At 36.7% G+C, this 21,824-nt stretch carries 20 protein-coding genes and 1 pseudogene; 15 read left to right on the top strand and 6 right to left on the bottom strand.

Features of this window, described 5'->3' with window-relative positions:
- Positions 1–13 precede the first annotated feature (13 nt).
- Complete coding sequence (gene trpB / locus RCG17_RS26470) at positions 14–1,177, top strand: tryptophan synthase subunit beta (RefSeq protein ID WP_308172989.1); 1,164 nt, start codon at positions 14–16, stop codon at positions 1,175–1,177.
- 66 nt (positions 1,178–1,243) lie between these two features.
- On the opposite strand, the gene RCG17_RS26475 is transcribed toward trpB, so the two are convergent.
- Positions 1,244–1,675, bottom strand: coding sequence for a MarR family winged helix-turn-helix transcriptional regulator (locus RCG17_RS26475; RefSeq protein ID WP_308172990.1), 432 nt, complete (start codon positions 1,673–1,675; stop codon positions 1,244–1,246).
- A 298-nt stretch (positions 1,676–1,973) separates the two neighbouring features.
- Between RCG17_RS26475 and RCG17_RS26480 the strand changes: the two genes are divergently transcribed.
- Positions 1,974–3,197, top strand: coding sequence for an MFS transporter (locus tag RCG17_RS26480; protein ID WP_308175967.1), 1,224 nt, complete (start codon positions 1,974–1,976; stop codon positions 3,195–3,197).
- A gap of 112 nt (positions 3,198–3,309) precedes the next feature.
- Here the strand turns inward: RCG17_RS26480 and mbcS are convergent, their stop codons facing one another.
- On the bottom strand, positions 3,310–4,866 hold the full coding sequence (mbcS, locus tag RCG17_RS26485; RefSeq protein WP_308172991.1) for an acyl-CoA synthetase MbcS: 1,557 nt from the start codon (positions 4,864–4,866) through the stop codon (positions 3,310–3,312).
- Between the two features lie 361 nt (positions 4,867–5,227).
- A complete protein-coding gene (locus RCG17_RS26490; RefSeq protein ID WP_308172992.1) occupies positions 5,228–6,010 on the bottom strand; it encodes an IclR family transcriptional regulator in 783 nt (260 codons plus the stop codon).
- Between the two features lie 241 nt (positions 6,011–6,251).
- Here RCG17_RS26490 and RCG17_RS26495 point away from each other — a divergent pair, with 241 nt between their 5' ends.
- The 5 genes from RCG17_RS26495 (at position 6,252) to RCG17_RS26515 (ending at position 10,804) form a co-directional block, all read left to right on the top strand.
- On the top strand, positions 6,252–7,736 hold the full coding sequence (locus RCG17_RS26495; protein ID WP_308172993.1) for an aldehyde dehydrogenase: 1,485 nt from the start codon (positions 6,252–6,254) through the stop codon (positions 7,734–7,736).
- 113 nt (positions 7,737–7,849) lie between these two features.
- Positions 7,850–8,632 carry a 2-keto-4-pentenoate hydratase gene (locus tag RCG17_RS26500; RefSeq protein ID WP_308175968.1) on the top strand — a complete coding sequence of 261 codons (783 nt, stop codon included), beginning with the start codon at positions 7,850–7,852 and terminating at the stop codon, positions 8,630–8,632.
- A gap of 46 nt (positions 8,633–8,678) precedes the next feature.
- Positions 8,679–9,467, top strand: coding sequence for a 2-keto-4-pentenoate hydratase (locus RCG17_RS26505; protein ID WP_308172994.1), 789 nt, complete (start codon positions 8,679–8,681; stop codon positions 9,465–9,467).
- 28 nt (positions 9,468–9,495) lie between these two features.
- Entirely contained in the window at positions 9,496–9,690 is a 195-nt protein-coding gene (locus RCG17_RS26510) for a 4-oxalocrotonate tautomerase (RefSeq protein WP_308172995.1), read from the top strand.
- Positions 9,691–9,865: 175 nt separating this feature from the next.
- Positions 9,866–10,804 carry a glutamate biosynthesis transcriptional regulator GltC gene (locus RCG17_RS26515; RefSeq protein WP_308172996.1) on the top strand — a complete coding sequence of 313 codons (939 nt, stop codon included), beginning with the start codon at positions 9,866–9,868 and terminating at the stop codon, positions 10,802–10,804.
- Positions 10,805–10,876: 72 nt separating this feature from the next.
- Here RCG17_RS26515 and RCG17_RS26520 read toward each other — a convergent pair whose 3' ends face one another.
- Together RCG17_RS26520 and RCG17_RS26525 are read right to left on the bottom strand one after the other, a co-directional pair.
- Positions 10,877–11,251: a nucleotide excision repair endonuclease gene (locus RCG17_RS26520; protein WP_308175969.1), complete on the bottom strand. Its 375-nt coding sequence runs from the start codon at positions 11,249–11,251 to the stop codon at positions 10,877–10,879.
- A 142-nt stretch (positions 11,252–11,393) separates the two neighbouring features.
- Positions 11,394–12,110 carry a hypothetical protein gene (locus RCG17_RS26525; protein ID WP_308172997.1) on the bottom strand — a complete coding sequence of 239 codons (717 nt, stop codon included), beginning with the start codon at positions 12,108–12,110 and terminating at the stop codon, positions 11,394–11,396.
- A gap of 98 nt (positions 12,111–12,208) precedes the next feature.
- On the opposite strand from RCG17_RS26525, the gene RCG17_RS26530 reads away from it, so the two are divergent.
- From RCG17_RS26530 to RCG17_RS26555, 6 genes and pseudogenes are all read left to right on the top strand, one after another.
- Positions 12,209–12,382: a hypothetical protein gene (locus RCG17_RS26530; RefSeq protein WP_308172998.1), complete on the top strand. Its 174-nt coding sequence runs from the start codon at positions 12,209–12,211 to the stop codon at positions 12,380–12,382.
- A 451-nt stretch (positions 12,383–12,833) separates the two neighbouring features.
- Positions 12,834–14,147, top strand: coding sequence for an MFS transporter (locus RCG17_RS26535; RefSeq protein ID WP_308172999.1), 1,314 nt, complete (start codon positions 12,834–12,836; stop codon positions 14,145–14,147).
- A 319-nt stretch (positions 14,148–14,466) separates the two neighbouring features.
- The gene (locus tag RCG17_RS26540) at positions 14,467–15,474 is read left to right on the top strand and encodes a LacI family DNA-binding transcriptional regulator (RefSeq protein WP_308173000.1); all 1,008 of its coding nucleotides are present in this window, start codon (positions 14,467–14,469) and stop codon (positions 15,472–15,474) included.
- Between the two features lie 314 nt (positions 15,475–15,788).
- On the top strand, positions 15,789–16,781 hold the full coding sequence (locus tag RCG17_RS26545; protein WP_308173001.1) for a zinc-dependent alcohol dehydrogenase: 993 nt from the start codon (positions 15,789–15,791) through the stop codon (positions 16,779–16,781).
- A gap of 3 nt (positions 16,782–16,784) precedes the next feature.
- Positions 16,785–17,933, top strand: a pseudogene (locus RCG17_RS26550) (thiamine pyrophosphate-binding protein); the annotation flags it as partial.
- A 286-nt stretch (positions 17,934–18,219) separates the two neighbouring features.
- Positions 18,220–19,653, top strand: coding sequence for an aldehyde dehydrogenase family protein (locus tag RCG17_RS26555; protein WP_308173002.1), 1,434 nt, complete (start codon positions 18,220–18,222; stop codon positions 19,651–19,653).
- A 158-nt stretch (positions 19,654–19,811) separates the two neighbouring features.
- On the opposite strand, the gene RCG17_RS26560 is transcribed toward RCG17_RS26555, so the two are convergent.
- A complete protein-coding gene (locus RCG17_RS26560; protein WP_308173003.1) occupies positions 19,812–20,240 on the bottom strand; it encodes a GNAT family N-acetyltransferase in 429 nt (142 codons plus the stop codon).
- Between the two features lie 97 nt (positions 20,241–20,337).
- On the opposite strand from RCG17_RS26560, the gene RCG17_RS26565 reads away from it, so the two are divergent.
- Both RCG17_RS26565 and RCG17_RS26570 read left to right on the top strand, forming a co-directional pair.
- Positions 20,338–21,012, top strand: coding sequence for an aminotransferase class I/II-fold pyridoxal phosphate-dependent enzyme (locus RCG17_RS26565; RefSeq protein WP_308173004.1), 675 nt, complete (start codon positions 20,338–20,340; stop codon positions 21,010–21,012).
- A complete protein-coding gene (locus RCG17_RS26570) occupies positions 20,930–21,745 on the top strand; it encodes a MocR-like pyridoxine biosynthesis transcription factor PdxR (RefSeq protein ID WP_374120875.1) in 816 nt (271 codons plus the stop codon). The genes RCG17_RS26565 and RCG17_RS26570 overlap by 83 nt, the downstream gene beginning before the upstream one ends.
- The last annotated feature ends 79 nt before the right edge of the window (positions 21,746–21,824 follow it).

The raw sequence follows: 21,824 nt of genomic DNA on the forward strand, positions 1-21,824 counted from the left end.
AGTTGAGTAAAGAATGACTAGTGCTAATACCGAAAACAAAGGCTATTTTGGACAGTTTGGCGGAAGCTTTGTTCCAGAAGCACTCCAGGAAGTATTGGATATTTTAGAAGAGAATTTTTTGAAAGAAAAGGATAATTCGGAATTTATTGAGGAGTTTAAGTATTACCTTAAAGAATATGTTGGTCGTGAAAATCCATTAACATTAGCAAAAAATTTAACTAAACAATTAGGCGGAGCGAAAATATATCTTAAAAGAGAAGACTTAAACCATACTGGAGCACATAAAATTAATAATGCAATCGGACAAATTTTATTAGCTAAACGAATGGGAGCAAAGAGAATTATCGCTGAAACAGGTGCAGGGCAGCATGGTGTTGCAACTGCAACCGCATGTGCCATGTTTGACATGGAGTGTGTCATCTATATGGGAAAAGTCGATATGGAGCGACAGGCACTTAATGTTTTTAGAATGGAATTATTAGGAGCAAAGGTAATTCCTGTTGAAAAAGGTCAGGGGCGATTAAAGGATGCAGTGGATGAAGCCTTAAATGATCTAGTTCAAAATTATAAAAATACCTTTTATTTGCTAGGATCTGCTGTAGGCCCACATCCATACCCAACGATGGTAAAGCATTTTCAGTCAATTATAAGTGAAGAATCGAAAACACAAATTCTCGAAAAAGAAGGGAAATTACCTACCGCAGTGATTGCGGCAACTGGCGGCGGGAGCAATGCAATTGGTGCTTTTGCACATTATCTTGAGGAGCCAGATGTTCGGCTAATTGGAGTAGAGCCTGCAGAAGCTCCGTCATTATCGGAAGGTGTACCGGCTGTTATTCATGGTTTTAAGTGCTACACACTGCTTGATGATAACGGTGAACCAAAGCCGACCTATTCTATTGCAGCTGGTCTTGATTATCCTGGTGTGGGACCCGAACATAGCTTTTTGAAAGAATCGGGAAGAGCTCAATATGTAACAGTGACAGGACAGGAAGCACTTGATGCCTTCGTATTGCTATCAAAGACTGAGGGAATTATTCCTGCTCTTGAAAGTTCACACGCTGTTGCCTATGCTGTTAAATTAGCAAAAGAACTTTCAAAAAATGATATCATTATCGTGAATCTATCGGGCCGCGGTGATAAGGACGTTGAACAAGTTTTTAATATGTTAAAATAATAATATGATTTAAATTCAAATACAAAATCCACCAAGTCTGGGCTTGGTGGATTTTGTATTTGAAATTTAGGACTTTTCAAGAACACTTCGGTTGAATTTATTTAAAAGCTCAGCAAATAGATTAAGTTCCTCATTAGACCAATTTTCTAAAACTTTTTTTACTCTGACCAATCGCACTTGTTTTGATTCAGTATATTCCTTTAAGCCAAGTTTTGTTATTTGAAAGGAATAAGCCCTTCCATCTTTTGGATTGGGAATTTTATAAATATATCCTTTATTTTCTAAAGCAGCTGCTTGTCTGCTTACTGTAGAGATGTCTAGTTTGAATTCATCTGCCAAAGCCTTTACTCCTGCAGACCCATGTGAAGTGATTTGATGCAGCAACAAATATGCTGATCGGTCAAGGGGACCAAGTTTATTATGAGAAGATATTGAGTTGATTCGACGATATAAAATCGCTAGTTCAAGCTCAAGGTTCTCCAACGAATGTTCTTCCATGTTATTTTCCTCACTTTTTCTTTCGATCTTAACTTTATCGTAACACACCAGCAACCCTTTTATAAAATGATGAACATCAGTTCAGAAAATGTAATAACATGAAATAGGGCAGCTAAAGAAGGAATGTCTAATAATGAGAAAAATAATGTTGACACAATAACAAATAGTTGTATAATACAATCATATGTGGTTCTGAGAAAATTTTAAAAATTGCGATTATTATCTATCAACATTACTGTTAATGGCGCGAAATTTTAATTTAAGGGGAGAAGTAAAGATGTCATCAACACCACCACCTATGTCAACAACGTCAGCAACCGTTGTTTCATCTGCTAAGGCAGAAACAGGCTTATTAAGCCAACCAAGATCAGTCTGGGCTGTCTTTTTTGCCTGTGTGATTGCTTTTATGGGTCTTGGATTAGTAGATCCAATTTTACCTGCAATTGCAAAAAACCTTCAAGCTACACCAAGTGAAGTTACTTTGCTTTTTACTAGCTATAATGCGGTGATGGCAGTGGCAATGCTCATCACTGGTGCTATTTCATCAAGATTGGGAATTAAATGGACGCTAGTAATGGGGATTATTGTAATTGCCTTATTTTCTGGTTTAGGAGGACTTTCAAACGGAATATGGTCTCTTGTTGGATTACGAGGGGGCTGGGGATTAGGCAACGCTCTTTTCGTGGCTACAGCTTTAGCTGCCATCGTGTCACTTTCAAACAGCGGTACAGCAAAGGCAATTATTTTGTATGAAGCAGCAATTGGGCTGGGAATATCCGTTGGGCCGTTGCTTGGCGGATGGTTAGGAGGCTTTTCCTGGAGAGGCCCTTTCCTTGGGGTTGCCGCACTAATGGTGGTTGCGTTTTTTGGTTTGATTATGTTAATGCCGAAGTCAAGTTCAACAAGCCCGAATAGGGCTAAAACGTCGCTATTAGATCCATTTCGCGCTTTAAAACACCGTTCACTATTAGTTTTTGGAATTGGAGCTGCACTTTACAATTTCGGGTTCTTCACTTTATTAGCTTATGCACCTTTTGTAATGGGCTTGGATGTGCACGGTATCGGGTACGTTTTCTTAGCTTGGGGAATATTGCTCGCAATTACCTCTGTATTCATGGCACCAAGACTGCAGCAATTATTTGGAACAGTAAAGTCAATGTGTACAATGTTGACATTGTTTGCACTCCTGCTGCTTGCAATGGGGCTTTGGACATCAACACAATGGGTAACTATTGCAGCAGTGATTTTAGCTGGTGCGTTGTTAGGTAATAATAATACCCTCATAACGACTGCTGTAATGAATGCAGCACCAGTTGAGCGATCAACTGCGTCTGCAGCGTATAGCTTTTTACGATTTATAGGAGGGGCCATTGCTCCGTATCTTGCTGGAAAACTTGCTGAATGGTATAGTTCAAGTACACCTTTTATTGTTGGAGCTATATTTGTAATGGTATCCGTTATTTTTATTGGAATCAATTTTAAACATATAAAGCATGTTGATGATGCTGAAATGGGGCATTAATCATTCGAAAAAAGGAAGGGACTGAGTCTCTTCCTTTTTTGATGCCTATTTTTTTTCAAAAAAACGCAGCCTAATACATAAATTTAGACTGCTTTACCTTAAATGTTTTTTATTAGTTTCTTAATTCAACTCTGCGAATTTTTCCTGAATCTGTTTTTGGTAACGTGTCAATAAACTGAATAATCCTTGGATATTTGTATGGTGCTGTTAATTTTTTGACAAAGTTCTGCAATTCTTTTGCTAATAAATCATTCCCTTGAACGCCATCCTTTAAGACGACGAAGGCCTTTACAACATTCCCGCGAATTGGGTCAGGGGAAGCAACAACAGCACATTCCTTAACCGATTCATGTTTCATTAATGCATCCTCTACCTCGAAAGGACCAATTGTATATCCTGAGCTGATAATGACATCATCATTTCTTCCTTGAAACCAGAAATAATTTTCCTCGTCTTTGGATGCTCTGTCTCCGGTTATGAAATAATTCCCTCGAACAGAGTTTTTTGTTTTTTCCTCGTCCTTATAATATTGTTTAAAAAGCGCAGGAAAATCTTTGCGTACCGCAATTGTTCCAACTTCATTGACTGGAAGCGGTTGGCCATTTTCATCAACAATTTCTACAAATTCTTCGAGAATTGGTTTTCCCATTGAACCGATTTTATTCGCATCAACATTTAAATTGGCAATTAATAACGTACTTTCTGTTTGACCATAACCATCACGGATCTGCAGATTAAAATTACGTTTGAAAATATCAATAACTTCTCTATTTAGCGCTTCACCTGCAGAAACTGCAGTATGTAAATGAGACAGATTAAATGATGCAATGTCATCCAATTTCGCCATCATCCGATATTCTGTTGGAGTACAGCACAAAACATTTATTTTATGATCTTGAAGAATGTGCAAATATTTATGTGGATGAAATTTCCCGTTATAAACAAAGCCTGTAGCTCCAGAGCCTAGGATCGCAAGTAACGGACTCCAAACCCATTTTTGCCAGCCGGGTGCTGCGGTAGCCCATACCGTATCATCCTCATGGATGTTTAACCATAGGGGTGCAGAAATTCTTAAATGGGCAAAGCCCCAGCCATGACTGTGGACAACCCCTTTAGGCATACCTGTTGTACCTGAGGTATAGGCAAGAATCGCAAAATCATCCTTTTTTGTTGCAACAGTTTCAAAGGTTTCTGACTCATTGCTCATTATATTTTCCATTGAAAGCCAGTTCTCTACTTCTTGTCCAAAAGCAATTTTATATTTTAAGAAAGGTGTTTCTTCCTTTATATTTTCAAATTCAGTAATAAATTGATAGTAAGAGATTACCGCTTTTGCTTCAGAGTGGTTTAAGCGATATACTAAATCCTTCGCTCGAAGTAATTCAGAGGAAGGACTAATCACAATACCTTTTTTTAAACATGCTAAATAAATAACATATGATTCAATAAGGCGTGTAGTCATGACAACTACTCTGTCACCTTTATTTAATCCGAGTTTTGTTAATCCGTTTGCAAGCTTATTGGCTTCTTTTATTAGCTCTGCATAGGTAATGGTTTTATGATCTCCATTTCCATTTTCCCATTTCAAAGCAATTTTGTCGGAATAATGCTTATCAATTTCATTCGCAATGTTATAGTAGTCTGGTGCAATAAGTGCGTTTAAATCCAATTTAGTATCCTCTTTTCCTATCCGATAAAATACAGAAAAACATCTCGTTTATCGGAAAATTAGTGCATATAGAAAGTTATTGTGACCAGGTAGTAATTTTGACAGTATCCATTAATATTAACCTTGAATTAATTATTAAGATTTTATGACCACATCACAAATTACTCAATTATCATATGACAATTGACACCCTAAAGTAAAATGATAAATGTCATATATTTTGTAAATAATTAAAATTATATGTAGGAATTTGTCATTTTATGCTTGATTTTTATTTTAAATGAAGTTTTCTGCCTAAAGAAAAACAAAAAAACATAGCCACTATGTTAATGGGGCTATGTCTAAATCTGTGTGATTATAACTATCCTCGGTACCCCATTCTTCTTGAAATCTCCAATCCTGCTTGAATCGCTTTTTTGGCATATCCAGATATTTTGTGGGATTGGATCCTTTGGATCGGGCCGACAATTGATAATGCGGCAATAATATTTCCTTTATAGTCAAATATTGGTGCCGCGATTGAAGTTACTCCCTCCGTTAATTCTTCAATACTGTAAGCAAATCCATTTTCGCAGATTTGTTTTAAATGGCTGCGTAATTTTTGAGGATCTGTTATAGTACTTTTGGTAAATTGATGCAACCCTTTTTCAATAACTTGGTCCAACAAACTTTCACTGGAAAAAGCCAGTAAAACTTTTCCTGAACTAGTGCAATAAGGGGGATTACGCTTGCCGACATAAGTTAAAAAGCGTACGGGATGGTTACATTCTACTTTAGAAAGATAAACTATATCTAGCTTATCCAATACAGAGATATGAGCTGTTTCACCGATTGCTTCTACTAGCTTCATTAAAATTGGTTGTGATTCTCGGTACACATCGATACTGCTATTTACGATACCGCTTAATTCTAAAATGGAAAAACCTAAACGATATTTTTTTGTTTCCGGGTCTTTATAAACAAAGCCTTCGCTTGCGAGAGTTGCCATTGTACGACTAACCGTACTTTTGTTTAATCCAAGTGATAAACTAAGATCGCTTATTTTTTTTTCTGGCTCATCGAGGGTAAAGCATTTTAAGATTCGCAGTGCATTTTTTACAGAAGAAAGATATTGATCCTCTTGTTTTTTTTCATCATTACCCACATAAATACCTCCTTAATAATTTCATTATAAGAAACATCGTTGCTTTATAGTGGACAATATAACAGAAAAGCCTATAATTGGAAAGAGAATATACTTAATATTTCTATTTTTAAATAAATTATTAAAAAATTTTTATTTTGTTGCATATATCGCAACAACGAAGTTGTATATGCAACAAGTAAGTCTTATCATTATATTTAGAAAATATGAAAAATTACGATTCTAGAGGAGGATTTTGACGATGCAAGTCGAAACTAAAACAATAGTAGAACCTATCGTAAAACCATTTGATTGTTTACATTATATTGACGGAAATTTTGTTGGATCTGAGGATGGAAAAACATTTAATAATGTAAACCCTGTCACAGAAGAAGTATATGGTACGGTTGCTGAAGGAAGCGCTGCAGATATTGATTTAGCTGTTAAAGCTGCTAAACGTGCTTTTAAAGAAGGACCATGGGGGAAAATGAGTGTACAACAACGTTCCAAAATTCTACGCAAAGTTGGTGATATTCTTGAAGCAAGACAAGAAGAAATCGCCCAATTAGAATCGTTGGATACTGGAAAGCATCTAAAATTCTCACGTCATGTTGATGCTCCACGTGCAGCAGCAAACTTCCACTTTTTTTCTGATTACATGCTTTCAGTAGGAACCGAAAGCTATCAAGATGAAGTTCATAACGCACTTAACTACGGATTTCGGCGCCCAATTGGAGTAGTTGGATTAATCCAGCCATGGAATCTTCCATTATTCTTGTTAACTTGGAAATTAGCTCCAGCTTTAGCTGCTGGCTGCACTGTTGTTATTAAGCCATCTGAATTAACTCCAATGACAGCAACAAAATTGATGGAAATTCTTAAAGAAGCTGGTGTTCCAGATGGGGTTGTAAACTTGGTACATGGTTTTGGACCTGGTGCTGGAAGCGCAATCAACAAACACCCTGATATTGCGGGTATCGGCTTTATCGGACAAGTATCTACAGGTGCTAGAATCATGGCGGAGGCGGCTCCAACGTTGAAAAAGCTTTCTTTCGAATTAGGCGGAAAAAACCCTAACATTATTTTTGCAGATGTAGATATTGATGAAGTTGTTGCAACAACTGTTCGATCAAGTTTCACTAACCAAGGGGAAGTTTGTGTTTGCGGTTCAAGAATATATGTTGAACGCCCAATCTTTGATGAATTCGTAGAAAAATTTGCAGCCAAAACAAGGGAATTAAAAGTTGGAGATCCGTTTGATTTGAGCAATGATCAAGGCGCCTTAGTTGCAAAAGTACACTATGATAAAGTAATGAGCTACCTAAAAATCGCTGAAGAAGAGGGCGGCACTTTTGTTACTGGAGGTAAACGTCCTGATGGTTTGGATAAAGGATATTTCATCGAACCAACTATTATTACTGGTTTAGATGACAGCTCTCGTTGTGTTCGAGAAGAAATCTTTGGACCAGTTGTTACAGTGATTCCATTCGACACAGAAGAAGAAGTGATTGCGGCAGCAAACGATACTCGCGTGGGCCTAAGTAACACAATCTGGACGAACGATATCCGCCGTGCACACCGTGTAGCACAAAAAATCGAATCAGGTTTATCTTACATCAATTGTTGGTTCGTACGTGATTTAAGAACTCCATTTGGCGGAACGAAAGACAGTGGAATAGGCCGTGTTGGCGGCGCTCACAGCTGGGAATTCTATACTGAGTTAACGAATATTTGTGTAAAACTATAATTCTCCTAATTTAAAAGATTATGTTGCACGGTTTATAAAAATTGAACCGTGCAGCATTTTAATGCTTCTTTAGCGTATACAGCAATCAATTACATAAATAATAGAAAGGATGTATTCAATTGACAAAAATCCAAGATTTTGCGGCTCAATTAGCTCAAGCGGAAGCTACTAAGGTTGGAATTGATCCTCTAATTGTATCAGACCCGAAGATTACTGTTGACGATGCATACTACATTCAACTAGAAAACATTAAAAAGAAACTAGAAGCAGGTCAAAAAATTGTCGGTAAAAAAATCGGTCTTACATCAGTAGCTGTACAAAAAATGTTAGGTGTAGATGAGCCGGATTACGGACATCTATTAGACACCATGGTAGTCGAAAATGGCGGCACAATTGACACGAAAGATATGCTGCAGCCAAAAGTTGAAGGTGAAATTGCGTTTATATTGAAAAAAGATTTAAAAGGACCTAATGTGACAGCTGTTGATGTTATTCAAGCAACCGACTATGTGGTTCCAGCACTGGAAATTGTGGATAGTCGTATCCAAGATTGGAAAATATCTTTACGTGATACCGTTTCCGATAATGCTTCATCTGGCTTATATGTATTAGGTGGAAAGCCTACAAAACTTGAAGACATTAATCTGGAGTTAGTTGGTATGGCATTATACCAAAATGGTGAAGTTTCCAATACAGGTGTAGGTGCAGCTGCTCTAGGAAATCCTGCGACTTGTGTTGCATGGCTGGCAAACCGTTTGGCAGATTATGATATTACCTTAAAAGCTGGTGAAGTAATCCTTTCGGGTGCACTTTCAGGCATGGTTGCAGCAAATCCTGGAGATAATTTTGTCGCTAGGTTCGCTCATCTAGGTCAAGTAAGCGTTAATTTTAAATAATTATAATTTACGATTTTTATATAAGAATTACTAGGAGGCAAAATAAATGGCAAGCGAAATCATTAAGCAAATTGCTGATTACTTAGTTGCAGCTGAAGTAGAAAAGTGCGAAGTAGTGAAGGTTACAACGAATATAAAACCTGATCTTACTGTTGAAGAAGCCTATCAAGCACAAGAATTGCTTGTTCAGAAAAAAATAGATGAAGGAAGAAGAATTATTGGTCCTAAAATGGGCTTAACAAGCAAGGCAAAATGGGATCAGATGGGCGTTTCTGAACCTATTTATGGGTACGTGTTTGATTATATGTTGGTGGATAATGGAGGGGTGCTTCCTTTTTCTGACTTAATTCATCCGAAAGTAGAAGCGGAGATTGCTTTTCTAATTGGCGAAGATATCGAAGGACCTGGAATTACTGGTGCCCAAGTATTAGCTAAAACAGAATATGTTTTACCTGCATTGGAAATTATTGATAGCCGCTATGAAAATTTCAATTTTACACTTACTGATGTAATTGCCGACAATGCATCTACATCAAGAGTAGTATTTGGAAACTCACTTAAAAAACCAAGTGAATTTGAACTTGAATTAGTAGGAGCAACACTATCAATTAACGGTCAGATTAAAGAATTAGGAGCAGGTGCTGCCGTTTTAGGACATCCTGCCAATGCAATTGCTGTACTGGCTAATATGCTTGCAAGAAAAGGTCAAAAGATCAAAAAAGGTGATCTTATCCTTTCGGGTGCTTTGACTAGTGCTATATTGCTAAAAATTGGAGATTTTGTTTCAGGCAAGTTTGACGGTTTTGGTGAGGTAACTTTTACCGTTGGGGAATAACTAACAATTATAAAAATTTGAGAGGAGAATGAATATGCCGCTTATTCAAGTAAATATCATGGAAGGCAGACCGCCTGAAAAAATTAAAGCATTAATTGAAAATATTACTGATACAGTTGTTGAAACGTTAGATGCACCAAAAGAAAGTGTGAGGGTGCTTGTTAACGAGATGCCAAGAACTCATTGGGGCATTGCTGGAGTGCCAGCTTCCGAGAGAAAATAAAAAAATCTTTTTTATACCAGTTTTATCCTTAGATTGTGGATGATACTGGTATTTTTATTTTGTCACAAATGATATACTAATGTTTCTTGGTAATGATTTTTATCTTAAATATTATTTTTAAAGTAGTATAATTAGTAAGAAAATCATCTAAAAGACAATATAGAAGGAAAATCAGATGGAAATTAGACAACTAAAATATTTTATTGAAGTAGCAAAACAGGAGCATATTTCATTGGCAGCTGAAAACTTGAATATCGCTCAATCAGCAGTAAGCCGCCAAATTGGTAATTTAGAAGCAGAGCTTGGTGTACAGCTTTTAGAAAGGGAAGGCAGAAATATAAGGATCACCCACATTGGAAGATTATTTGCTGAGCAGGCACTTATTGCGATAAAGGCAATTGATAACGCTAAGCAACTCATAGATGAATATGTAAATCCAGAGCAGGGAACCATTCGAATTGGTTTTCCTTCTAGCTTAGCCAGTAATACTCTCCCAACAATTCTTTCAGCATTTAAAAAGGAACATCCGGACACCCACTTTCATTTACGGCAGGGTTCTTACTCTTTTTTGACGGAGGGAGTAAAAAAGCGTGAAATCGATTTGGCTTTTATTGGCCCTGTCCCAACACATGATCCAGATGTACAATCGGATATTTTTTTTGTTGAAAGGTTTGTAGCTCTATTACCGAAAACACATCCGCTTTCAAATCAAAAATCAGTTTCTCTTTATCAATTAGCGAAGGAGACTTTTGTATTATTTCCAACGGGCTTTGTTCTTCGAAAAATTGTTGAAGATGCTTGTATTCAAGTTGGATTTCATCCCACAATTTTATGTGAGGGAGAGGATCTTGACGCAATAAAAGGGTTAGTATCTGCTGGGATTGGAATCACATTGTTACCAGAGCTATTTTTAAATGAAAATTTGCCAAGCAATACAGTTAAAGTTTCAATACATGACCCAGATGTGAGGAGAACCGTTGGAGTTATTACCCCCAAGCATCGAGATTTATCTCCGTCAGAAAAACTTTTTTATGAGTTTGTAAAAAAATACTTTTCTATGTTTTCAAGTAATGAATCCATGTTTTCGAATAACGAATTAATCGGTTATAAGTAAAATAGTTATACTGAAATAAGGAAAATAATAAAGGATAGGTCATTTAAACTGGCACCTATCCTTTGTTTTTATTTATTTAAAAAATACTTTATCAATGTTGTATTTGGCATGCAGTTTATTAATGATAAAGGTTTCGTAAATTTCCCGTTCCATTGGGTCTTCGACAACACAAACCGCAATTTTATCAATCTCATCTCTATGTAATTTAAGCGGTGATACGCTATCCTCAAAATGCCTTTTAACTCTTGGTCGTAACTTTCTTGCTTTGCCTACAAATAATAAATCCTCATTTGCATCAAAAAAAAGAATAATCCCGCCTTTATCGCGTGGAATTCGATGGTAGTCAGTGAATCCATATTCACTGCTAATGACTGACTCGACTTTTTCGCCAAGTTGTTTCTTTTTGGTAATTACTACATCTGGAGATGGTATATCAATTTTAATCATCATTTATCGCTCCCTTTAATAACAATGCCATTTTTATGGACAATCCATTATAGCATAACCATTGAGAAACATTTAAATTTCTTACTGAAGCTTTATGTATTACAAAAGGATGGCGGGTGGATACCATCTTTTTGTATAAATTCTATTCCGATTGCTTTTGGTGTTCTTCTTGTTTATTCTTGAGTGTATAAAAAGTTATAGGCTGTTCAGCTCCAGTTAATAATTTATAAACATAAGAAGATGTTAACTTGTAACCATCTTCTATTTTTTCGGCAAGAAAATTGGTTCTTTCAAAAAGAATGGAACGGATATGATTGATTTGCCTTGCAAGTTTTTCAGTTAATGCTTCCTGGTTGTCCATCCGAGTAAGTATTTCGGTTTGATAGCTTTCTTGTTGAGCCATTTTTTCTGTCATATTCTTTTCTAATTTTGTTTGCTCTTCAATTTGATCAGATAGTTGTTGATTCAGCTTTTCCTGATTCTCTAACCTGGTTAGGATCTCTAAATTGAGTTTTGTTTCTTTTTCCATTAAAGAATGAATTGTTTTATATTTTTCTTCTAAGATTTTGAGTCGTTCAATAATTTGAATATCGAGGTCGTGTTGTTCAAATTCTCTCTTTTTCATATCCTTAAGTTGGTTATTCAAATCCTTCCATTGAACCGAGTGTAATTCCTTTTGCTTATGGTTATGCAATTTAATTTCATCCAACGATTGAGTAAGAGATAAATTTGTAGTCCTTTGAATTTGTAATAATTCCTCTAAATAATCTTTTCTGTGGAATTCCTGATTGTTCTCATTTTTAATCTCCCTGTTTTTATAAACCTCTGGATGTTTTTCTTTGTTTATAAAAAGCCCCATTTAACTACCGCTCCTTTATTAAATGAATGTAATATCATATGCTGATCGTGGTAATTTGGGACGAAAATATAGTTAGAGGTATAATCAACCTAGGAGGAGTGAAAGCCGATGGCCCATGGCCGTTTAAAGGACCATTTCTGCATAAAATGACACATCCTAATATGATGGAAGATACAATTCTTATGATCGCCAAAATTAAAAGTTTGCCTAAGGAAAAAGTGTTTGAAAGTCTTTTTCAAAACACGAAAAAATGTTATAAAATTAATGAATAATAACATAAATATCTGAATTTAATAATTAAATCAAAAAAATATTAAAAATTAGTATGTTCAAACAGAATTTCTTATTATATAATATCGAATACAGGGATACAGTTTATTTAAATTTTAGATCGGTCTACCTATAGAGTGTAAGTAAAAATTAGATCGTTCTAAATTCGATTCCTGAAAACAATATAGAAGGTGGTGGATTTAAAAAGTATTTTAATATGTTGTTGATATTTACTAAAGGAAAATGTTTACTATCGTTATTTTAATTTTTCTACTTAATTTTGAAAGCGTTTTACCTTAAACTTATGACATACTTATCTTCCAAGTTAAGCATTTATTATTTGGATTCGGTTTAGAGGGGTTTTATAATATTTTTATGCAACCGCTTTCATATTACTTACTTTCATTAATCAAGTGGAAATAAATTAGGGGAATTTAATTGAGGGGGATTCATATGGCACAAGAAGCAAAAAAGGTCAACTCATTACCGCGGAAGAAACCAACACGAGCTCGCTTCGCAATTTTAGCACTTCTTTTTATCATTACTGCAATTAACTATCTTGATAGAACAAATCTCTCAGTGGCCGCATCTTCCATCCAGAAGGATTTAGGACTAGATCCGGTTACCCTTGGTTTGATCATGTCAGCTTTTGGCTGGTCCTACGCATTTATGCAGATACCAGGCGGATGGCTTTTAGACCGCTTCGGCCCTCGGTTAACATATGCCATTTCGCTTTGTACATGGTCTATTACTACGCTTTGCTTAGGATTTGCAAGGAGTTTTGCAGCATTCTTTGGTCTTCGTCTTGCCTTGGGGATCACCGAAGCACCTGCGTTTCCAACCAATAGCCGTGTAGTTGCCGCTTGGTTTCCAAAGCAGGAACGCGCAATGGCTACAGGTGTTTATACAGCAGGTGAATATGTTGGATTAGCTTTTGCTACACCAATCCTGTTCTGGCTTTTATCCAATTTTGGCTGGCATACGATTTTTATCGTAACTGGTATTATCGGGGTTCTTTTTACATTTGTTTGGGTTAAATTTTATCGTGATCCTAAATACAGCAAAACCGTCAATAAAGAGGAGTTGGATTATATCCGTGAAGGCGGCGGGCTGGCTGAAAATGCTGTAGAAAAACATAAAATTACATGGTCAGAGGTTAAACAACTACTAAAATATCGCCAAATCTGGGGAATAAGTTATACACAGTTTTCAGTTGCATCCATGCTTTACTTTTTCTTAACATGGTTCCCAACGTATCTTGTTCAAGAAAAGCATATGTCCTTCATTAAAGCCGGCTTCATGGGTTCGTTACCATATATTGCAGCATGTGCTGGTGTACTGCTGGCAGGAACATGGTCAGATAAAATGGTCAAAAATGGAAAAACGTTAACGGTTGCAAGGAAAACACCAATTATTACTGGAGCATTTGGTGCATGTTTAATCGTTCTTGCTAACTACACTCAAGTACCAGGTTTAGTCATTGCTATTATGTCAGTTGCCTTTTTCTCTCAAGGTATGGCAGCCACAGGATGGGTTATGGTTTCGGATTTAGCTCCAACTAAATTAGTTGGTTTAGCAGGCGGTGTTTTCAACGTAGCAGCTAACCTTTCAGGGATCCTTACTCCAATTATCATTGGTGTTATTGTGCAAAAAACAGGTTCATTTACTGGCGGTCTGGTTTATATGGCTGTTCTAGCTCTTTCTGGTGCATTATCGCTTCTTCTTGTTGTTGGTAAGATTGAACGTCTTAAGCTAAAAGAAGATTAAAAGTTTGGTAAAAAAATCTAGCCACTTGTAAAATGATTGCTACAATTTATGTTTAAAAAAAGATTTGAAAAGGACTTTACCTCTTAACAGACATGGAGTGAATTCTATATCTGTGCTAAGACGGCAAAGTTCTTTTTGCTTAAAGTTCCTAACAAAGTTGTAAAAAGATTGCCCGCAATAATAAAACAAACAAACATTAGATTGACATTGTTTAAATCTCAAAATTATAATTTAATTAGCATTGTTTCTAAAATGAATGGAATTTATTATATTAAACGAGTAATGAATAAATTATGAAATAAGTAGATGGTGATAATTAATGACGGAAAAAAAGCGTGTAACTCTTTTGGATGTTGCCAAACATGCAGGAGTATCCCGAGCTACAGCTTCACTGATCGTTCGAGGAAGTCCAAAAATCGCTGAAAAAACACGAAGAAAAGTATTAGAATCAATGCGGGAACTTGGATATGTTTATGACCGAGTAGCTGCAAATATGAGGTCTCAAAGTTCTTCAACTGTTGGCCTAATTATTACTGATATAGCCAATCCTTTTTATGCAGAACTATTAAGGGGTGTACATAATGCTTTAGAAGAGGCAGGATACATTGTTTTCCTGGGAACAACATTTGATTCTGATGCCAAGCAAGAGCAATTAATTTCGAGAATGCTCGAGCATCGAGTTGGTGGAATTATTCTATGTCCTGTCTCAGACACGTCAAAGGAAACAATTGAACGGATCAAGAATATGGATATTCCTATTGTTCTTGCAGTTCGAGAATTAGAAGATGTATCAAGTGATTATGTTGGGATTGATTATGCCGCTGGTGCACAAATGGCCGTAAATCATTTAATCCAAAAAGGGCATCGCAGAATCGCCTTTATAGGCGGAACTTCAGGATCTTCTGCCTGGAGAGAGAGAAGGCGCGGGTATTGTATGGCGTTATCTCAAGCAGGCATTGAAATTGATGAATCCTTGATTGTTGAAAGCGCTGTCTCCAGGGATGGCGGAACAGAAGCTGTTCATAAGGTCCTTAGACAACAAAAACCACCTACAGCTATTTTTTGTTTTAACGATTTAGTAGCACATGGTGTCTTGCAGGGATTGAAAGTAAATGGACTAACACCAGGAGAGCAAATTGCTGTGGTCGGGTTCGACAATAATAACGAAGCACCATTGTATAATCCTCCACTTACAACCGTTTCTTCATTTGCAAGACTTATAGGGTCCCAAGCAGCAAATTTATTGCATCACCGCATGCTGAATAAAAATCGTGAAAAACAACGAATTATTTTACAACCAGAGCTTGTTGTTCGAAAATCTTCATAAGTGATCAATATAATAGGGAAGAGAGCAGAAAATGCTCTCTTTTCTTAATTTAGATCGATCCATTTAATTTAATTTATATTTATGAAAATTCAAGAAATCTATTGCCAATCTATAAATATTGGGGTAATATGATGATAGCGCTTACCTAACATGTTGTTTATAGCTTTATTAAGAAGTGAAGTGGAGTAAAAGAAGATTTTACCAAGCTTTTTTTCTTGAAAAATTTTTCTTTTTTTAGATCGATCTATTATTTTATTTAAAAGATCTAATAACGTTAGATCGATCTGATTTTATAGAATTTGGCGGTGATGATAATGATAGGATTATATTTGAAAAATTCGGGTGAACTAGAATTAAGAGAATTACCAACAGTAACAAGTCTTAGGGATCATGAAGTAAAAATAAAATTAATTTACGGTGGAATATGCGGATCCGATGTTGGTGTATACAAAGGAAAACTTGGGCATGCAAAATATCCGCTTGTTCCAGGTCATGAATTAGTCGGAGAAATTATTGAAGTTGGAGAAAATGCACCATTTAATGTTGGTACAAGAGTGGTGGTAACACCAAATACTTTCTGTGGTGAATGCGAAAATTGTTTAACTGGCAGGAGAAATATTTGTAAAAACAAAGAATCTCTCGGTGTAAATATTACTGGTGTTTTTTCAGAAGAAATTACTATTTCCTCAAAGTTCGTTTTACCAATTCCTGAAGAATTACCTAGTGAAAGAGCAGTATTAATTGAACCGTTTGCGGTAATTGTTCATGCATTTCAAAAAATTAATGTTTCAAAAGATACATCTGTTGCCGTTATTGGCTGTGGGACAGAAGGGATGCTTTCTATAGCCTTAGCGCAATACCTCGGAGCACAAGTAACTGCAATTGATATTAACGAAAAGAAACTAGAAAAAGTGGGTAAAGAGTTTGTAGGAGTGAAAACAGCGCTTCCTGAAGATGTTCCCGAAGCAGCTTTTAATATTGTTATAGAAGCTGCTGGAGTAAGGTCATCTGCTGAACAAACAATAAAAATTGCTAAACCTGGAGGAACAATTGTTTATATTGGGTTAGCGCCAGAAGCAACTTTCTCGGTTATGCTAATTGTTAGAAACGAGATAACCTTAAAAGGATCGATTATTTATAATTTCCCAGACGACTTCGAAAAATGTGTTGAATACCTATCTGATGCAGCTTTTAATATTAAGCCTGTAGTATCAAACGTTTTTGCATTACAAGATTATGAAAAGGCCTACGGTGATGCTCTTTCAGGTCAGTATGGCAAAATATTAATTGATTTTAGGGAGGCTTAATTTATAGAAGCAAAAAATCCATTATTTTACGTTGGCGGCGGGATCATGCTTGCAGATGCTGCCGAGGAATTAAGAGAGCTAGTGGATTATTTAAATATTCCAGTAGCCCATTCTTTGATGGGAAAAGGCGCCGTATCGGATGATCATCCATTAACACTCGGAATGACAGGATTCTGGGGAACAAAATTCATCAACGATAAATGCTTAAATGCCGATTACATTTTTGCCTTAGGAACTCGCTTTGGGGAAGCGGACTCCAGCTCATGGGAACCAGAATTTACATTCAACTTCCCGCCAACAAAACTGATTCAAATTGATATCGATCATAGCGAGATCGGCCGAAACTATCCGGTAGAAATCGGTGTTGTGGCTGACTTAAAACAAGCGTTGACTGTCTTAAATCGTGTGGTAAAAGAAATGTTACCAGAGGGCTATCATCCTGACTATTTAGCTTCTTTAACAGCAGAAATTGCTACCTATCGCAAAGAATTTAAAGAAAGCAATCAAAAATATATCCAAGATAACTGTTTCCCAATGATGCCACAGCGGATTTTAGAAGAAGTGCGTGAAGTGCTTCCGAAAGATGCGATCATCACAACAGATGTGGGCTGGAACAAAAACGGTGTCGGCCAGCAGTTCCCAATCTATGAAGCTGGATCGATTTTGACTCCTGGCGGCTACTGCACAATGGGATTCGGGGCACCAGCAGCATTAGGTGCTAAGATCGCTGCACCTGATCGTGTTGTTGTTTCTTTAGTTGGCGATGGAGGATTCGGCCAAAACCCAGCATTGTTAGCAACTGCATTTGAAGAAGATATTCCAGTAGTTTGGGTAATTATGAATAACTTTGCATTTGGAACAATTGCCGGCCTGCAAAAAGCTCACTTTGGAACGACTCTAGGAACCTTGTTTACCAAAGATGAGCCGCCATATTCACCAGATTTTGCCGCAATCGCACGGGCATATGGGGTTGAAGGCATTAAAATTCAAGCAGCCGAAGAATTTAAGCCTGCATTGGAAAAAGCCATCAAGGCCAATAAGCCAGTTGTCATTGACGTAGCAATGCTCAATAACCCAGTACCAACAGATGGACATTGGAATATCATGGATATTTATTCACCAGGTAAGAAGGTACACCACGTATCTGTTTGATAGATTCATATTTTGATTAGCGTAATACACAAACGAATCTTAGAACTCCCGTGAGAAGGCCAGGCCGATTACGGACAAAAAGACTCGGGAACCAAAGTAAATGTCCGTAACAAGGCCGATTACGGCTTTCAAGCTGAAAAAGAATGGATCCCAACAGAAACGAAAGATGTAGAATCCGACTGAATTCATGTAGAAACAGCAAAGATGAAGAATCAAAAATGTTAGATCGATCCAAGAGGTAAGCTTTTCAATAACATATATTTTCAAATTTTAGGAGGTACCGATCTTGTCATCCACAACCGTTAATAAACCAAAAGAATTAACACCAGAACAAAAAGTAGTACTTGATGAAGCATTAGCAAAGGCGCAAAAAGCGTTTGAAGTGATTAAAGACTACAGCCAAGAACAAGTAGACCGCTTAATCCAAGCAGTTGCCTGGGCTGTTGCCAATAAAAAGACGTTTGAAAAGATTGCCATTATGGGTGTGGAAGAAAGCGGCTTAGGTGATCCCGTTAACCGTGTCGGCAAACGGATGAAAATTCGTGGTGTTCTTAGAGATGCATTACGCCAAAAGAGTGTTGGTTTGATCGAAGAAATCCCTGAAAAAGGCATCAAAAAATATGGAAAACCAGCCGGGATTATTGCCTCTTTAATTCCAACAACGAACCCAGAACTAACACCAGCAGTTACTGCTATTTATGCAATTAAAGCTCGTGACGTGGTGATCTTCAGTCCACATCCACGTTCGAAAGGTACTTCTAACGAAGTTGTTCGTTTAATGAGAGAAGCGCTTGAAAGAGAAGGCGCACCAGCTGACATTCTACAATGCCTGCCAACGGTAAGCAAAACATTAACAACTGAATTAATGGCTCGTGCTGATTTAGTAATGGCAACAGGCGGCCAAGATATGATTCGTGCTGCATATAGTTCTGGTACTCCTGCCTACGGCGTAGGAAAAGGGAACGCAACTGTGATCATTGATGAAACAGCTGATGTAAAAGATGCAGCTCATAATACAATGTTAAGTAAAACAAAAGACTTTGGTTCTGGCTGTTCTGCAGATGGTAACCTAATCATCCATGAATCCCATTATGATCAAATGATCGAACAGCTTATTTTAGAAGGCGCATATTTAGCAAGCACTAAAGAAAGAGAAAAACTTCGTGTTGTTATTTGGGATGGGGAAGGACATCGCCTGCCAGATACTGTGGCGATTTCTCCACAAAAACTTGCGCAAGCAGCTGGCTTCAGCATCCCTGAAGATCGCAAATTCATCATGGTCATTGGTGATGGAGTCGGCAAAGGGAAAGTATTTGCCGATGAAAAATTAACAACTTTAGTATCTCTTCATAAATATGAAGGCGACTTTGAAAATGCCCTGAAAGTGGCTGAAGGTGTATTTGAAAATGGCGGAATTGGCCACTCTTGCGGAATCTATTCATTCAGTGATGAACATATCAATCGTTTAGGCGAGTGGGGTCCATTTAGCCGCATCATGGTTCGCCAGCCAAACTCCATCAGTAATGCTGGTTCCTTTACAAACGGCATGCCGCAAACTTCTTCCATGGGCTGCGGTACTTGGGGCGGAAACGCTACATCTGAAAACGTTTCGCTTAAACATTATATGAATACAACGTGGGTATCCACACCAATCCCTGAAGACAATCCATCTGATGAAGAATTGTTCGGAGAGTTCTACGACCCTGAATTAGAAAAATAATTTAAAACTCAAAAAAGACACAAAAGTTAGTCTGACTTTTGTGTCTTTTTTAATTCATTTATTAATTCAATACCTTTCTTGTGTAAGTTGCTGCATATCTGATATTTATATATTTGGTAAAGGGCATGGGTAGAGAAAGTAGTGTGATAATTTGATATTTAAAGTTTTTTTAGAAAAACATAACTCACTTGATCATACTCCATTTTGTCCATATAGAAGCGATGTGCATCTTTTCGTTGTAGTCCAGATGAAAGAGAAATGATTTTAAAACCATACTTGATTCCCCAGTTCTCTATATAAGAAAGGAGAGTTTTTCCATGCCCTTTCGAACGATGTTTTTCATCAGTAACTAAATCACATACCCAAACAAATTTTCCGTTATACAAAGTGGTCATTGGCATATAACCTGTAACAGCGATGATTGTTTCATCATCAAATAAAGCTGCCATTTTATAGTTTTCCTTCTCCATCGCTTCTTTGACCAATTCTAAATAACTCTCTTCATCTAAATGTGTTCGTAATTGTTTTATGACTGGAAATGCTTCTTTCCATTCCTTAATCGAATGTAATTGTTTAATTTCCAACATATGAAAATCTCCCCCTTTTATAATGATTTAAACATAATCTGGTAAAATCAAAAGTACCAGATATGATATTTTTTACGGTACCAGTGGAGGTGGAGAGATGATTGTGATTACTCCAGACTTTGTACAGAGGAGCAAAATACCATTATATATACAACTTGCCGATTATATTAAGCGAGAGATTTCAAATGGCAACATTTCAGGAGGAGAAAAATTGCCATCAAAACGAAATTTGTCCGCATACCTAGGCTTGAGCCTCAATACAATCCAAGCTGCCTATGACCAATTGATTGCAGAAGGATATATTAAAAGCATGCCACGTAAAGGTTTGTATGTCACAAAAGTGGAGGAAAAGGTCTATGAAAGAAAATTTAATACTCCAGTAAGTCTTAAAAAAAATAACGAAAAAGAAGACTTAAAGATTAAAATTGACTTTAGTTCGGGTAAAGTTGATTTGGAGAACTTCCCATATTCGATATGGAAAAAATTAACAATAGAGTCCGTATATGGAGATCATGGGGAACTTTTTAATATCGGTGACCCGCAAGGAGAACAGCTCCTTCGAGATGAGATTGCAAAATATCTTTTTGAATCAAGAGGAGTAAGATGTTCAGGTGATCAAATCGTATTAGGAGCAGGAACACAAGTATTGATGGGACTTTTGTGCTTGATCATTGGAAAAGAACATTTGTATGCAATTGAAGAACCCGGCTTTTCATCGAACGAGGGAGGTATTAAGGGACCAATCGGTGGAAATTGTGCCTATCCCTCTTGACCAAGAAGGAATATGTATGAACAGCTTAAAGGCAAGCAAGGCTAGAATTGTTTATGTTACCCCATCCCACCAATTTCCATACGGTATGGTCATGCCTGTTTCTAGGAGAATGGAATTGTTAAATTGGGCGGAAGAGATGGATGGTTATATTATTGAAGATGATTATGATGGAGAATATAGATATAAAGGAAAACCAATACCTTCCTTACAAGGCCTAGATATTAATGACAAGGTGGTTTATTTAGGAACATTTTCAAAATCTCTCATTCCATCTATTCGGATTAGTTATCTAGTTTTCCCCAAGCCTTTATTAAATATATATAAGCAATATTTTACCGTTTATAAACAAACAGTATCTCGTCTTCATCAGGATACACTTTATCGTTTTATGAACCAAGGTCATTGGGAACGTCATTTAAATAAAATGAGAACACTATATCGAAAGAAACATAATGTTTTATTAACTTCAATTGAAAAGTATATGGACAACAAGGTAACAATTATTGGGGAAAGGGCTGGCTTGCACATTTTAATAAGGGTAGAAAATGGTATGTCTGAAAAAGAACTAGTCAATACAGCTTTAGAGAAGGGGATAAAGGTTTACCCTGTCACTATTTACTATTGTGATTTAGTGAAGGAGAGGAACCCATTAATATTACTAGGTTTCGGAGGATTAACCATTAGGGAAATCGAAGAAGGAATTTGCGAATTAAAAAATTGCTGGAATATGTAACTTGAAATGTTTTGATTTGGAGTGAATGAATAGATATAAGAAAATCCGTTCGGCATTTAAGATTCCCGAACGGATTTCT

Source organism: Neobacillus sp. PS3-12, assembly GCF_030915385.1.
Lineage (GTDB): Bacteria > Bacillota > Bacilli > Bacillales > Cytobacillaceae > JAEVLT01.

Excerpts from the sequence above, each read along its gene's own strand:
- RCG17_RS26495 (WP_308172993.1), top strand. The coding sequence starts at position 6,252 with ATGCAAGTCGAAACTAAAACAATAGTAGAACCTATCGTAAAACCATTT.
- RCG17_RS26560 (WP_308173003.1), bottom strand. The coding sequence starts at position 20,240 with ATGTTGGAAATTAAACAATTACATTCGATTAAGGAATGGAAAGAAGCA.
- RCG17_RS26540 (WP_308173000.1), top strand. The coding sequence starts at position 14,467 with ATGACGGAAAAAAAGCGTGTAACTCTTTTGGATGTTGCCAAACATGCA.
- trpB (WP_308172989.1), top strand. The coding sequence starts at position 14 with ATGACTAGTGCTAATACCGAAAACAAAGGCTATTTTGGACAGTTTGGC.
- RCG17_RS26475 (WP_308172990.1), bottom strand. The coding sequence starts at position 1,675 with ATGGAAGAACATTCGTTGGAGAACCTTGAGCTTGAACTAGCGATTTTA.
- RCG17_RS26480 (WP_308175967.1), top strand. The coding sequence starts at position 1,974 with ATGTCAACAACGTCAGCAACCGTTGTTTCATCTGCTAAGGCAGAAACA.
- RCG17_RS26535 (WP_308172999.1), top strand. The coding sequence starts at position 12,834 with ATGGCACAAGAAGCAAAAAAGGTCAACTCATTACCGCGGAAGAAACCA.
- RCG17_RS26565 (WP_308173004.1), top strand. The coding sequence starts at position 20,338 with ATGATTGTGATTACTCCAGACTTTGTACAGAGGAGCAAAATACCATTA.
- RCG17_RS26520 (WP_308175969.1), bottom strand. The coding sequence starts at position 11,251 with ATGATTAAAATTGATATACCATCTCCAGATGTAGTAATTACCAAAAAG.
- RCG17_RS26505 (WP_308172994.1), top strand. The coding sequence starts at position 8,679 with ATGGCAAGCGAAATCATTAAGCAAATTGCTGATTACTTAGTTGCAGCT.
- RCG17_RS26510 (WP_308172995.1), top strand. The coding sequence starts at position 9,496 with ATGAATATGCCGCTTATTCAAGTAAATATCATGGAAGGCAGACCGCCT.
- RCG17_RS26515 (WP_308172996.1), top strand. The coding sequence starts at position 9,866 with ATGGAAATTAGACAACTAAAATATTTTATTGAAGTAGCAAAACAGGAG.
- RCG17_RS26525 (WP_308172997.1), bottom strand. The coding sequence starts at position 12,110 with ATGGGGCTTTTTATAAACAAAGAAAAACATCCAGAGGTTTATAAAAAC.
- RCG17_RS26570 (WP_374120875.1), top strand. The coding sequence starts at position 20,930 with ATGCAATTGAAGAACCCGGCTTTTCATCGAACGAGGGAGGTATTAAGG.
- RCG17_RS26545 (WP_308173001.1), top strand. The coding sequence starts at position 15,789 with ATGATAGGATTATATTTGAAAAATTCGGGTGAACTAGAATTAAGAGAA.